General features: G+C 70.0%; 12 protein-coding genes. 3 read left to right on the top strand and 9 right to left on the bottom strand.

What is annotated here, in order from left to right; translation table 11 throughout:
• Positions 1-213 precede the first annotated feature (213 nt).
• Positions 214-1,077, top strand: coding sequence for a DUF2382 domain-containing protein (locus L942_RS34250; RefSeq protein WP_037368228.1), 864 nt, complete (start codon positions 214-216; stop codon positions 1,075-1,077).
• A 63-nt stretch (positions 1,078-1,140) separates the two neighbouring features.
• Here L942_RS34250 and L942_RS34245 read toward each other — a convergent pair whose 3' ends face one another.
• The 3 genes from L942_RS34245 to L942_RS34235 are packed head-to-tail and all read right to left on the bottom strand — an operon-like array spanning position 1,141 to position 4,518.
• Complete coding sequence (locus L942_RS34245; RefSeq protein WP_037368226.1) at positions 1,141-1,884, bottom strand: succinate dehydrogenase/fumarate reductase iron-sulfur subunit; 744 nt, start codon at positions 1,882-1,884, stop codon at positions 1,141-1,143.
• Complete coding sequence (locus tag L942_RS34240; protein WP_037368225.1) at positions 1,881-3,809, bottom strand: fumarate reductase/succinate dehydrogenase flavoprotein subunit; 1,929 nt, start codon at positions 3,807-3,809, stop codon at positions 1,881-1,883. The genes L942_RS34245 and L942_RS34240 overlap by 4 nt, the downstream gene beginning before the upstream one ends.
• A gap of 1 nt (position 3,810) precedes the next feature.
• Positions 3,811-4,518 carry a succinate dehydrogenase cytochrome b subunit gene (locus L942_RS34235; protein ID WP_235079571.1) on the bottom strand — a complete coding sequence of 236 codons (708 nt, stop codon included), beginning with the start codon at positions 4,516-4,518 and terminating at the stop codon, positions 3,811-3,813.
• Positions 4,519-4,602: 84 nt separating this feature from the next.
• Here L942_RS34235 and L942_RS34230 point away from each other — a divergent pair, with 84 nt between their 5' ends.
• Positions 4,603-5,526 carry a LysR family transcriptional regulator gene (locus tag L942_RS34230; RefSeq protein WP_037368436.1) on the top strand — a complete coding sequence of 308 codons (924 nt, stop codon included), beginning with the start codon at positions 4,603-4,605 and terminating at the stop codon, positions 5,524-5,526.
• On the opposite strand, the gene L942_RS34225 is transcribed toward L942_RS34230, so the two are convergent.
• Positions 5,516-6,076, bottom strand: a complete 561-nt coding sequence (locus tag L942_RS34225) for a TetR/AcrR family transcriptional regulator (RefSeq protein WP_037368221.1) — start codon at positions 6,074-6,076, stop codon at positions 5,516-5,518. The genes L942_RS34230 and L942_RS34225 overlap by 11 nt on opposite strands.
• A gap of 91 nt (positions 6,077-6,167) precedes the next feature.
• Between L942_RS34225 and L942_RS34220 the strand changes: the two genes are divergently transcribed.
• Positions 6,168-6,980 carry an SDR family NAD(P)-dependent oxidoreductase gene (locus tag L942_RS34220; RefSeq protein WP_037368220.1) on the top strand — a complete coding sequence of 271 codons (813 nt, stop codon included), beginning with the start codon at positions 6,168-6,170 and terminating at the stop codon, positions 6,978-6,980.
• Here L942_RS34220 and L942_RS34215 read toward each other — a convergent pair whose 3' ends face one another.
• The 5 genes from L942_RS34215 to gdhA form a co-directional block, all read right to left on the bottom strand.
• A complete protein-coding gene (locus L942_RS34215; protein WP_037368218.1) occupies positions 6,981-7,361 on the bottom strand; it encodes a PPOX class F420-dependent oxidoreductase in 381 nt (126 codons plus the stop codon).
• A gap of 12 nt (positions 7,362-7,373) precedes the next feature.
• Complete coding sequence (locus tag L942_RS34210) at positions 7,374-7,976, bottom strand: dihydrofolate reductase family protein (RefSeq protein WP_037368215.1); 603 nt, start codon at positions 7,974-7,976, stop codon at positions 7,374-7,376.
• Positions 7,977-7,995: 19 nt separating this feature from the next.
• The gene (locus tag L942_RS34205; protein ID WP_037368434.1) at positions 7,996-9,228 is read right to left on the bottom strand and encodes an FAD-binding oxidoreductase; all 1,233 of its coding nucleotides are present in this window, start codon (positions 9,226-9,228) and stop codon (positions 7,996-7,998) included.
• A gap of 10 nt (positions 9,229-9,238) precedes the next feature.
• Positions 9,239-10,099, bottom strand: coding sequence for a helix-turn-helix transcriptional regulator (locus L942_RS34200; protein WP_037368213.1), 861 nt, complete (start codon positions 10,097-10,099; stop codon positions 9,239-9,241).
• A 787-nt stretch (positions 10,100-10,886) separates the two neighbouring features.
• Positions 10,887-12,230 (bottom strand): NADP-specific glutamate dehydrogenase, encoded by a 1,344-nt coding sequence (gdhA, locus tag L942_RS34195; RefSeq protein ID WP_037368211.1) that lies wholly within the window; start codon positions 12,228-12,230, stop codon positions 10,887-10,889.
• Between the last annotated feature and the right edge of the window lie 59 nt (positions 12,231-12,289).

The raw sequence follows: 12,289 nt of genomic DNA, 5'->3' as shown, positions 1-12,289 counted from the left end.
CTTTCTTGCCCGGCAGATGAACAATTTTCGGCAATTCCCGGATCGTCTCGCCGGACGGACCGGTTGCGACGGAAGTACCCGCTGATTCCGGCCCGCAAACTGACACGAAACGGGGTCGCTCGCTTGAGGGGTGCGGTGCTTGCGCTGCACTTTGCCCAGCCGGACAGTGGGAACCGAAGCGCATATTCCGATTCGGGGAAATGGAGTGGATCCATGGTACGCGCAATCCAGCCGCAGGAACTCGTCGACAGCACCGTGATGGACAATTCCGGCAGCAAGATCGGCAAGGTGGGCACGGTATATCTCGCCGACGACACGAGGCGGCCGGAGTGGGTGACGGTGAAAACCGGCCTGTTCGGGCAGAAGGAGAGCTTCGTGCCGCTGCAGGGCGCCGGGATGGAGAACGACGGCCTGCACGTCCAGGTCGCGAAGGACCAGGTCTCCGACGCGCCGCGGATCGACGCCGGCGGGCATCTGTCCGAAAAGGAAAGCGTCGAGCTGTACAAGTACTACGGCTTGCCCGCTCCGCGCGCCGGGGACGGTGAGAAAGCCGGGAACCGCGGACGCGACGCGGCGGCAGGCGGTGCCGCGGGCGGCGCGGCAGGAGGTGCCGCGGGCCGGGGCCGCGAGGCCGCGATGGGCGGCACTGCGGGCCGGGGCCACGCGACCGGCCAGGAGACGGGCGGACGACACGAGGCGTCCGGCACCGGTGACGTCGTGCGGTCCGAAGAACGCCTGCGGGTCGGCACCGAAGAGGTCGAAACCGGCCGCGTCCGGCTGCGCAAGTACGTGGTGACCGAGGACGAGCAGGTGACCGTGCCGGTCACGCACGAGGAAGTGCGCGTCGAGCGGGAGCCGATCACCGACGCCAAGGCGGCCGGCAAGGCCGAGATCGGCGAGGCCGAGCAGGACGTCGTGCTGCACGCCGAGAAGCCGGTGGTGCAGAAGGAAACCGTGCCGGTGGAGCGCGTGCGCCTCGGCACCGAGCAGGTCACCGAAGAGCAGACCGTCCAGGGGAAGGTCCGCAAGGAGCAGATCGACATCGACGACGACACCAAGCGGGGCAAGAAGTCCTGACCCTGCCCGCGCTGCTGCTGTCTCCCGCCGGACCGGTTCCGGCCGGGAGACAGCGCGCGCCGGCTACCGCCGCGAGCGGCTGGCCTTCAGGAACTCCCGGTTGAGGTTGGCGATGCTGGTCAGCGGGATGCCCTTGGGACACGACGCGACGCATTCGCCGGTGTTCGTGCAGCCGCCGAAGTCGGCCGCGTCCATGGCTTCGACCATGTCGAGCACCCGCTGGGCGCGTTCCGGCTGGCCCTGCGGCAGGGAGTTCAGGTGGGCCACCTTCGCCGAGGCGAACAGCATCGCGGACCCGTTCGGACAGGCCGCGACGCAGGCGCCGCAGCCGATACAGGTGGCGTTGTCGAAGGCGAGATCGGCGTCCGGCTTCGGCACCGGCGTCGCGTGCGCTTCGGGGGCGCTGCCGGTCGGGGCGGTGATGTAGCCGCCCGCCTCGATGATCCGGTCGAACGCCGACCGGTCGACCACGAGATCCTTGATCACCGGAAAACCCTTGGCGCGCCACGGTTCCACGTCGAGCACGTCGCCGTCCCGGAAGGACCGCAGGTGCAGCTGGCAGGTCGTGGTGCGTTCGGGGCCGTGCGCCCGCCCGTTGATCACGACGCCGCACGAGCCGCAGATGCCCTCGCGGCAGTCGTGGTCGAACGCGATCGGCTCGGCGCCGTCCTCGATGAGGTGCTGGTTGAGGACGTCGAGCAGTTCCAGGAAGGACATGTCCGGGCTCGCGTCGTCGACCGGGTAGTCGACCAGCCTGCCGTCGTCGTCCGGGCCGGACTGGCGCCAGACCCGCAGGGTGAGTTTCACGTGTAGCTCCGCTGGGTGGGGTGGACGTGCTCGAAGTTCAGGAATTCCCGGTGCAGCACCGGCTTCTCGCCGTGCTCCCAGGCCGAGACATAGGAGAACCGCTCGTCGTCGCGCTGCGCCTCGCCGTCCGCGGTCTGGTGTTCCTCGCGGAAATGGCCGCCGCACGATTCTTCGCGGACCAGGGCGTCGAGCAGCAGCAGTTCGGCGAGCTCGAGAAAATCGGCGACGCGACCGGCTTTCTCCAGTTCCTGGTTCAGCTCGGCGCCGGCGCCCGGAATGCGGACGTCCCGCCAGAATTCGGCCCGCAGCTCCGGAACGCGGTCGAGCGCTTTCCGCAGGCCCTCGGCGGAACGGGACATGCCGCAGTAGTCCCACATCAGGTGGCCCAGCTCGCGGTGGAACGAGTCGACGCTGCGGGTGCCGCGCACGGACAGCAGCCGCTCCAGCCGGGCGCGGACCGCGGCCTCCGCCTCCGCGATCGCCGGATCCGCCGCGTCCAGCGCGGGGAAGCCGCCGCGGGCGATGTAGTCGTTGAGCGTGGCCGGGAGCACGAAGTAGCCGTCGGCGAGGCCCTGCATCAGCGCGGACGCGCCGAGCCGGTTCGCGCCGTGGTCGGAGAAGTTGGCCTCGCCGATCACGAACAGGCCGGGCACGGTGCTCTGCAGGTCGTAGTCGACCCACAAACCGCCCATCGTGTAGTGGATCGCCGGGTAGATCCGCATCGGGACCTCGTACGGGTTCTCCGCGGTGATCCGCTCGTACATCTCGAACAGGTTGCCGTACTTGGCTTCCACCGCCGGACGGCCCATCCGCTCGATCGCGTCCGCGAAGTCGAGGTACACGCCGAGCCCGCCCGGGCCGACGCCGAGCCCCGCGTCGCAGACGTTCTTCGCGGCCCGGGAGGCGATGTCGCGCGGCACCAGGTTGCCGAAGCTCGGGTACATCCGTTCCAGGTAGTAATCCCGTTCGGACTCCGGGATTTCCCGCGGCGGCCGCGGGTCGCGGGGCTGCTTCGGCACCCAGATCCGCCCGTCGTTGCGCAGCGATTCGCTCATCAGCGTCAGCTTCGACTGGTGCTCGCCCGAGCGCGGGATGCAGGTCGGGTGGATCTGCGTGAAGCACGGGTTGGCGAAGTACGCGCCGCGTTTGTGCGCGCGCCAGATCGCGGTGGCGTTGGAGCCTTTCGCGTTGGTGGACAGGTAAAAGACGTTGCCGTAGCCGCCGGTCGCGAGCACGACGGCGTCCGCGAGATGGGTGGTCACCTCGCCGGTCACCAGGTCGCGGGCGACGATCCCGCGCGCTTTGCCGTCGGACACGATCAGGTCCAGCATTTCGGTCCGCGGATGCATCTCGACGCCGCCCGCGTCGATCTGCCGCGCCAGCGCCTGGTACGCGCCGAGCAGCAGCTGCTGACCGGTTTGGCCGCGGGCGTAGAACGTGCGCTGCACCTGGACGCCGCCGAACGAGCGGGTGTCGAGGAGCCCGCCGTACTCCCGGGCGAACGGCACGCCTTGCGCGACCGCCTGGTCGATGATCTGCGTGGACACCTGAGCCAGCCGGTACACATTGGACTCGCGGGACCGGAAGTCGCCGCCCTTCACCGTGTCGTAGAAGAGCCGGTAGACCGAATCGCCGTCGTTGCGGTAGTTCTTCGCGGCGTTGATGCCGCCCTGCGCGGCGACCGAATGCGCGCGCCGCGGCGAATCCTGGAAGCAGAACTGGACCACGTGGTAACCCTGTTCGGCGAGCGTCGCTCCGGCGGACGCTCCGGCGAGCCCGGTGCCGACCACGATCACCCGGTGCCGCCTCCGGTTGGCCGGGTTGACCAGCTTCGCGCCGAAGCGGCGGCGGTCCCAGCGGTCCTCGATGGGACCGGTCGGGGCTTGCGTGTCGGCGATCGGCTCGCCGACCGTGTAGTCGCTCATGTCAAGCCACCCATCCCGCCATCACGGCGATCGGCACGATCAGGAAGCCGCCGGTGATCACGACGGCGAGCACGGTCCCCACGGTCTTGAGCGCGCGGTCGCGGGCTTTGCTGGTGATGCCGAGGGTCTGCGCCGCGCTCCAGAAGCCGTGGTTGATGTGCAGGCCGAGCATCAGCAGCGCGACGATGTAGATCAGGTTGACCCACCAGACCTGGAAATCCGCGACGACGTTGTGGTACGGCTGTCCGTCCCGGAAGTCCTGGTTGGCCACGCCGACCGTGAGGTCCAGGATGTGCCACACGAGGTAGAGCGCGAGTGTCGCGCCGCCCCAGCGCATGGTGTGCGTCGCGAAACTGGCCTTGCGCCGCTGGCCGTGCGCGTATTTCACCGGGCGGGCCTGCCGGTCCCGTTTGGACAGTTGCACGGCCGCGACCACGTGCAGCACCAACGCGATCAGCAGCACGACCCGCTGGATCGAAAGGTACCAGGCGTTCTGCAGCACGGGTTCGCCGATGGTGCGCAGCCAGGCCGCGTAGTCGTCGAAATGCCGCGGTCCCAGGAAAACCTTCAGGTTCCCGACCATGTGCACGAACAGGAACGCGACGAACATCAGCCCGGTGACGGCCATGACGACTTTCTTGCCGATGGTCGAACGCCAGAACATCACGATCGCCGGGCGCCGGCGGGGCGGAGCGGGTGCGAGTGCCACGCCAACGACGGTAAGTCGGCGGCTAACGAGAGGGCAAACACATGATTTCTCTCGAAACGATAGCCAGTGTCTATCATGGTGGTCATGCAGTTCCAGCAGCTGGCGTATTTCCTGGCCGTGGCCGAGACGCGGCACTTCACCCGGGCCGCCGAGCAGGTGCGGGTGGCGCAGCCCTCGCTGTCGCAGCAGATCCGCGCGCTGGAACGGGACGTCGGCGCGGCGCTGTTCCATCGGATCCGCGGGAACGTCACGCTCACCGAGGCGGGGGAGACGCTGCTGCCGATCGCGCGCCGGATCCTCGCCGAGACGGAAACCGCGTACCGGGCGATCCGCGAACTGGACGAACTGGGCCGCGGCCGGGTGCGGCTCGGCGCGACCCCGAGCCTCTGCACCGGCCTGCTGCCCGCGATGCTCGCCGCGTTCCGCCGGGACTACCCGGGGATCGAGCTGGTGCTGCACGAAAGCGGGTCCCGCGACCTGCAGACCGCGCTGTCGGAAGGCGGGCTGGACCTGGCGATGATCGTGGACAGCCGGGTGCACGACGATTCCCGGCTGTCCAGCCGCGCGCTGTTCGTCGAGGACCTGGTGGTGATCTCGCCGAAGGACGCGCCCGCACCGGTGCGCGGCCGGATGCCGATCGCCGCGCTGCGGGACCGGCCGCTGGTGATGTTCCGGCAGGGCTACGACCTGCGCGAGGCGACCGTGGCCGCCTGCCGCGCCGAGGGCTTCGACCCGCTCTTCGCGATCGAAGGCGGCGAGATGGACGCGGTGCTGGAGCTGGTCCAGGCCGGGCTGGGCCTGGCGGTGGTGCCGAGCACCGTGGTCGGCGACCGGTTCCGCCGCACGCGGTTCACCGAGCCCGGCTTGAGCCGCGTGGTGCGGCTGGCGTATCGGCGGGATGTCGAGCAGCCGCGTGCGGTGCGGGCGCTGCAGGAGGCGGTGGTGCGGTACCTGGGCGGCGGGGTGGCGCGGCTGCCGCCGGGCACGCGTCCGCTGGTCAGGGGGTGAGCGCGGCCAGCACCAGGCCGATCAACCGCTGTGCTTGCGGTTTTTCGCAGTGCTGCGCGGAGTAGGCGAGCCCGCCGATCAGGACCAAGACGTCGTCGGCGGACACGTCGGCGCGGAGCGTGCCGTCCTCCGCGCCCGCGGAGAGCAGTTCGCCGACGGCGTCGACGAGCATCTTCTTGCTGTCGGAGTAAGGGTCGACGCCGGACGCGATGACCGCGTTGAGCGCCTCGGACATCCCGTGTTTCGCGCTCACGTAGCCGAGGAAGTGCGTCAGCCACTCCCGCAGCGCTTGCCCGGCCGGGTGCTGCGCGAGAAGCGTCGGGGCCTGCTCGCAGACCAGCGCGAGCTGATGCCGGTAAGCGGCGTCGATCAGGGCTTCGCGGGTCGGGAAGTGCCGGTAGAGCGTCCCGACGCCGACGCCGGCCTGCTTGGCGATCGCCGCCGGCGCCGCGTCGAGGCCTTCCTCGGCGAAAGTCCGCGCGGCGACCTCCAGCAGCCGGGCGCGGTTCTCGAGCGCGTCTCGCCGGATGCGGCGCGGGGCGTCGGGCATCGGGTTCCCTCCGGAGTTGCTAACCGGAATGGATTCCGGATAACGTAGCGGAACACATTCCGGTTAACCTTACCTCCGGGAGGACCCCGTCATGTCCGCACGGCATTGGTTCGTCACCGGCGCGTCCGGCGGTATGGGCCGGCATCTGGTCGAGGAGGCGCTGCGGCGGGGCGAGCACGTCACCGCGACAGTCCGGCGGCCGGACGCGCTGCCGGATTCGCCGCGCCTGACCGTGGAACGGCTCGATCTCACGCGCCCGGACGACGTCGCCGCGGCGGTCGAACGGACGCTCCGGCGGAGGCCGGTGGACGTGGTCGTGAACAACGCGGGCTATGCCCTTGTCGGCGCGGCCGAGGAAATGACGCCCGAGCAGATCCGGGAGCAGATCGAGGTGCTGCTGCTCGCCCCGATCCTGATCACCCGTGCGTTCCTCGGCCCGATGCGCCGGCAGGGCGGCGGCCGGATCGTCCAGATCTCCAGCATGGGCGGGCAGATCGGTTCTCCGACGCACAGCGCGTACCACGCGGGCAAATGGGGACTGGAGGGGTACACCGAGAGCGTCCGCCGGGAGGTCGCCGATTTCGGCATCCACCTGACGCTGGCCCAGCTCGGCGGGACCCGGACCGGCTTCGCGTCCGCGCTCCGGTACACCGCCGAAACGGCTCCCTACCGGGACAATGCGGTCGGCCGGACCCGGCGTCGCCTGGAGTCGCTCGACGACCGCGATCTTCCCGGCGACCCGGCGAAAATCGCCGCGCTGCTCTACGAGACGACGCTCCAGCCGAACCCGCCGCTGCGCCTCTCGCTGGGCCTGGACACCTACGACGCCGTCCACCATGCACTCACCGAGCGACTGAACATGCTCGAGTCGCAACGGGAACTGGCCGCGTCGATCGCTTTCTGACTACATCCCCACCGATTGCGTTTCCGGCTCGATCAGGCCGACGATCCGAACCTGCTCGCGGGTATAGGGCTGGCCGATGTACTTCTTGGCGACCTCGTCGATGATCTCCCACGCCGGATCTCCCTCGATCCACTCGGCCACCCGGCCGCGGATGACGACCGGCTCGAACGGATTGTCCGGCGGGGTAAGGGAAATCGCCACGCGCGGGTCGCGGCGGAGGTTGCGGGCCTTGCGGCTGTCCGGCCCGGTCAGGAACACGATCCGGTCGCCGCGCGTGCCGATCCACACCGGGACTACGTGCGGCGACCCATCCGGGAGCACGGTCGCGAGGTGGGCGATCGGGGTGCCGTCGAGGACCCGGCGGACATCGGGGTTCAGCATCGGAATTTCCTTTCAGCGGAGGATTTCGTAGTGAAGATGGGTTACGCCAGGTGCCGGGACGGCCTCGACCAGCCGCAGCCGCACGTGCTCCGGCAGCTCGCCGAAGAAGCGCCGCCCGCCGCCCAGCAGGATCGGGACCTGGTGCAAGACGACCTCGTCGACCAGTCCGGCCTTGATCGCCTCGGTGACGAGAACGCCGCCCATGAGCGCGACGTCCTTGCCGCCGGCCGCGGCCCGCGCGCCGGCGACGGCCTCTTCGACGCTGGTCGCCTGGGTCTGCGCCGCGCTCAGCTCCGCTACTGGCTGGTGGCTGACCACGAACAACGGTGCCGTCGGATGCGGACCACTACCGCCGAAGTGGCTTGAATGGTCGTAGGTGGCGTGCCCGACCACAGTCGCCCCTACGCGGGCCGCGAGCGCGTCGAAAACCCGCGCGCTGGGCCCAGCGAGCTTGAATCCGTCGAAGACTTCGCTGGGCGTTTCGCCGGTGAAATACCAGTCGAACAGCTCCCCGGCGTCGCCGAGTCCGCTCCCGACGTCGTCGGCCCCCTCCGGGCGGCGGCCGCTGATGTAGCCGTCGACCGAGACGGAGAGGGCGCTGAACACTTTGGTCATGACGCTCCTTGGTAGTCGCTCAGAGGGCCTGAGGAAAGTCGAAAACCCGATCCGGGTCGTAGCTTTTCTTGAGCGCGGCGAGCCGGGCGTGATTGCCCGCGTAGTACGCCGTGGCGGGATCCTCGAGCGCGAGGTCCGGGAAGTTCGGGTACACCCGGCCGGACCCCTCCGCGTGCGCCGCGTGCCATGCCTCGTCCACCCACGGATCGTCGGGGTCGCCAGTCTCCTCCAGCAGAAACCGCTGCCCGCGATGGGCGAACGCGGTAGCGTCCTCCGCGGTCCGGCGGTAGGCCCCGCCCATGGCGGTGAACGCCAGCCGCCGGTTGCCCGTGAGCCGCTGGAGGAGCTCGCCGGTGGTCCGCTCCGAGACCGGACGAGCGAAGAACTCCGACCGGACCCGGCGGCGCGTCCCGGCCTGGTCGGTCCCGCGGAATGTCGGCTTCACCATGCTGTAGGGAACATCCCGTCGGATGCCTATTGCATACAAAACACCGGCCCGAGCAGCGAAGTCCCTGAGCAGGCCTTCGGTTTCCGCCGGATGGAGCGTGGAAGCGCCGAAAAGGGTGATCCGTCGCGGTTGGACGGTGAGGTTCACGGTCATCCCGTCCGGTGCGTCGGGTGCCCAGTCCTGCCAGGCCGGGACGAGGTTTCCTTCCGGCCAGTTCCCTTCGATCCGGCAGACCGACGGCTCCGGAACGGTCGCGAACCGCAACTCGGTGACGATGCCGAACTGGCCGCCACCCGCGCCGCGCAACGCCCAGAACAGGTCGGCTTCCGAGTGTTCGTCGCACTCGACGACGCTCCGGTCGGCGAGCACCGCCTGCGCGCCGACGAGCCGGTCGCAGGTCAGCCCGTACTGACGGCCGAGCAGCCCGATCCCGCCGCCGAGCGTCAGCCCTGCGATGCCGACAGTGTCGCCGCAACCAGCCGGAATCGTGCGGCCCGAGGCGTGCAACGCCGCGTACACCGCCCCCAGTCGCGCCCCGGCGCCGACCGTCGCCACGCCGCTGTCGTCGACCGTGATCCGGTTGAGCCCGGACAGGTCCACCACGATCCCGTCGGCCGGGCACCGGTCCACAAAGCAATGCCCGCCGCCGCGCGGCATGATGCGCGCGCCGGTCGCGTCCGCGTAGGACAGGACCTGAACGACGTCCGAAACCGAGTGGCAGCGGACCACCAGCCTCGCTCGGGGACTGGCCTCGTACCCCGGCGAACCGGGGGAGAGGACGTCGAGCGCGGCGAGTTCGGGCATGGCGCAGACGCTACGGAGGTCCGGCGCGCCGTTCTTGAACAAAACGCGCACGCGACGCGCTTGGCGGCTGTCGCCGGGCAGCGAGGAACGGCGCGTACGAAGCGGAATGGTCGTGCCCGCACGCGCACCGGTCGAGGTCGCCGCCGAGCAGTTGTCGCGGCGTAACCCCGGTCAGCCGAAGACATTCGCGGCTCAGATGCGCCTGGTCCGCATAACCGGCGTCGACGGCCAATCTCGCCATCCCGTCCGCACCCCGCCGCGCGATCGCTCCCGCCTGGGCGAGCGCGAGAAACCCTTGAAACCGCAACGTCCGCTGCAGCACCTTCGGACTCATGCCCACCGCGTGCAGACACCGTCGACGCAGCTGACTAGCGGAAAGCGCCAAATGCGCGGCGACCGCGTCCACCCCGACCGGGTCCCACGGCATCAGCACCCGCACCGCTTCCCCGAGCAGCGGATCCGCCCCGCCGGCGAGCCGGAATTCCCGCACGAGGTGCGCCTGCAACGCAGCGAGCCCCAGCTCCGGCGTCGCGGTGACAGTCTCCACCAGCCGCTCCACCGCCCCACCCCACAGTTCGGCCAGCCCGACGTGCTGATCAGCCAACTCGTCGAGCCCGACCGGCAGGGGAGGCGCGGCCCCCGGCCGGAACCGCACGCCGACGACCGTCGTACGCGCCGGAATGACCTCGATCCGAGGCCCGGTCAACGGCCCGAGCAACCGCGGCCGCCCGCCGGCCGGAACGTGGATCTCGACCCCGCCGGTCGGCAGATGCCGCTGCACGTAGGGCACGTCGCCGGTGTGCTGGATCCACACCGTGCGTACGACCCCCGCCAGCTCCGGTACCGGCGGACGCTCGACATACGCGGTCATCCCCGTACCGAAGCGTTCCGCCGGGGCCGCGTCAAGCGCCGTCGCTCTTGCGGACGGGAAGCGCGGTGATCGTTAGTCGCGAGGGTTGGATGGCAGGCACCTTGCGCCGGCGCCCAATCCGGGTGCGCGCGCCGCGGGAACCGCAACCCGGGTTTCTGAGAGCCGCAAGGCAGGCACCAGCCGGTGCTTCGAGCGAGCCGCGACAATCCGTGGTCCTTTCTTGACCGGTACACCCGGCACCGCAAACCCCAATCGCTCCGCCGCCGAAACTGCTCCGGCGCCCCTACCCCCGGATGGCCCACCCCCCCCGGTGCCCCAGCGGGCCCGACACTGCCCCAGCGGGCCCGACACTGCCCCAGCGGGCCTGACACTGCCCCAGCGGGCCTGACACTGCCCCAGCGGGCCTGACACCCCAGCTAGCCCAATAACCCAACCGCTCCGGCTGCCCAACTCCCGGTGCCCAACCGCCAGGCACGCCAACCGCTCCGGGCCTCAACCGCTCCGGCGGCCCAGTCACCAGCACCCCGGCCGCCCCGGCACCTCGAACGCCGCGAAGAATCCGGCCCGCAGCCCGCAGCCCGCAGCCCGCAGCCCGCAGCCCGCAGCCCGCAGCCCGCAGCCCGCAGCCCGCAGCCCGCAGCCCGCAGCCCGCAGCCCACAACCCACAACCCACAACCCACAACCCACAACCCACAGCCGACAGCATCCAGCACTCAGCCGACCAGCACACCACCGACCAAATACTGCATACAAAATCCCCGACCGAAGACCGTCCACCCGGACCGGCTCAGATGTACCCGCACGCGTCCATCGCGGCGGCCACCTTGCGGAATCCGGCGATGTTCGCCCCGCTCATGTAGTCCCCGGCGACTCCGTGCTCGTCGGCGGTTTCGAGGCACGTCCGGTGGATGTCGGCCATGATCTCGCGCAGAGTCCGGTCGGTGCGCTCGAACGTCCACCGCTCGCGTGCCGCGTTCTGCTGCATTTCCAGTGCGGACACCGCTACCCCGCCGGCGTTCGCGGCTTTGCCCGGGCCGACCGCCACGCCTGCCTCTCGGAAGATCTGCAGCGAACCCGGCGTGCACGGCATGTTCGCGCCCTCGGCCACCGCGCGGACGTTGTTCTTCACCAACCGCAACGCGGACTGCTCGTCCAGTTCGTTCTGCGTCGCGCACGGAAGCGCGAGGTCGCACGGCACGTCCCAGGGCGTGCCGTCAGCGACGTACTTCGCCGACGGCACCTGCGAGACGTATTCCGAAAGCCGCCCGCGCCGCGCGATCTTCAGCTCGTGCAGCACTTCCAGGTCGATTCCGCGCGGATCGTGGATGTACCCGCCGGAATCCGAGCACGCGACCGGCTTCGCGCCGAGTTCGCGGAGTTTCGCGATCGCGTGGTAAGCGACGTTCCCGGAGCCGGACACGACTGCGGTACGGCCGGACAGCGATTCGTCGCGCGCGCCGAGCATCGCTTCGAGGAAGTACACCGTCCCGTGCCCGGTGGCCTCCGGACGCGCCGGAATGCCGCCCAGCAGCGGGCTCTTGCCGGTGATCGTGCCCGCGTCATAGCGGTTGGTGAGCCGCTTGTACTGGCCGAACAGGTACCCGATCTCGCGCCCGCCGACGCCGATGTCGCCCGCGGGCACGTCGGTCTCCGGGCCGATGTGCCGCACGAGCTCGGTCATGAACGCCTGGCAGAACCGCATGATCTCGCCGTCGCTGCGGCCTGCCGGGTCGAAGTCGGACCCGCCCTTGCCCGCGCCGATGCCGAGCCCGGTGAGCGCGTTCTTGAAGACCTGCTCGAAGGCGAGGAACTTGACCGTGCCGAGCGTGACGTCGCCGCGGAAGCGCAGCCCGCCCTTGTACGGCCCGAGCGCCGAGCTGAACCCGACGCGGAAGCCGCGGTTGACGTGCACCGCGCCCGCGTCGTCGGTCCAGACCACCCGGAACATCGCCTGTCGCTCCGGCTCGCACAGCCGCTCCAGCATCGCGGCGTCGCACAGGTCCGGATCCCGCTGGAGGGCGGGCCGGATCGCTTCGAGCACCTCGTACACGGCCTGGTGGAACTCCGGCTCCGCCGGGTTCTTCGAGACGATGTCGTCGTACACCGCGCGCGATTTCGGGTCGAGTGCCATCCGCCGATGATGCCGCCCGGATGCCGGATTTCGCACCCCTGACCGGGTTTGCGCGGTTA

It is taken from the genome of Amycolatopsis orientalis DSM 43388, from assembly GCF_000411975.1.
Classification (GTDB): Bacteria; Actinomycetota; Actinomycetes; order Mycobacteriales; family Pseudonocardiaceae; genus Amycolatopsis; species Amycolatopsis orientalis_D.
This window is presented reverse-complemented; position numbering and strand designations above follow the sequence as displayed.

Coding starts and splice junctions, on each gene's coding strand:
- L942_RS34250 (WP_037368228.1), top strand. CDS start 214: ATGGTACGCGCAATCCAGCCGCAGGAACTCGTCGACAGCACCGTGATG.
- L942_RS34240 (WP_037368225.1), bottom strand. CDS start 3,809: ATGAGCGACTACACGGTCGGCGAGCCGATCGCCGACACGCAAGCCCCG.
- L942_RS34230 (WP_037368436.1), top strand. CDS start 4,603: ATGCAGTTCCAGCAGCTGGCGTATTTCCTGGCCGTGGCCGAGACGCGG.
- L942_RS34225 (WP_037368221.1), bottom strand. CDS start 6,076: ATGCCCGACGCCCCGCGCCGCATCCGGCGAGACGCGCTCGAGAACCGC.
- L942_RS34220 (WP_037368220.1), top strand. CDS start 6,168: ATGTCCGCACGGCATTGGTTCGTCACCGGCGCGTCCGGCGGTATGGGC.
- L942_RS34215 (WP_037368218.1), bottom strand. CDS start 7,361: ATGCTGAACCCCGATGTCCGCCGGGTCCTCGACGGCACCCCGATCGCC.
- L942_RS34210 (WP_037368215.1), bottom strand. CDS start 7,976: ATGACCAAAGTGTTCAGCGCCCTCTCCGTCTCGGTCGACGGCTACATC.
- L942_RS34205 (WP_037368434.1), bottom strand. CDS start 9,228: ATGCCCGAACTCGCCGCGCTCGACGTCCTCTCCCCCGGTTCGCCGGGG.
- L942_RS34200 (WP_037368213.1), bottom strand. CDS start 10,099: ATGACCGCGTATGTCGAGCGTCCGCCGGTACCGGAGCTGGCGGGGGTC.
- gdhA (WP_037368211.1), bottom strand. CDS start 12,230: ATGGCACTCGACCCGAAATCGCGCGCGGTGTACGACGACATCGTCTCG.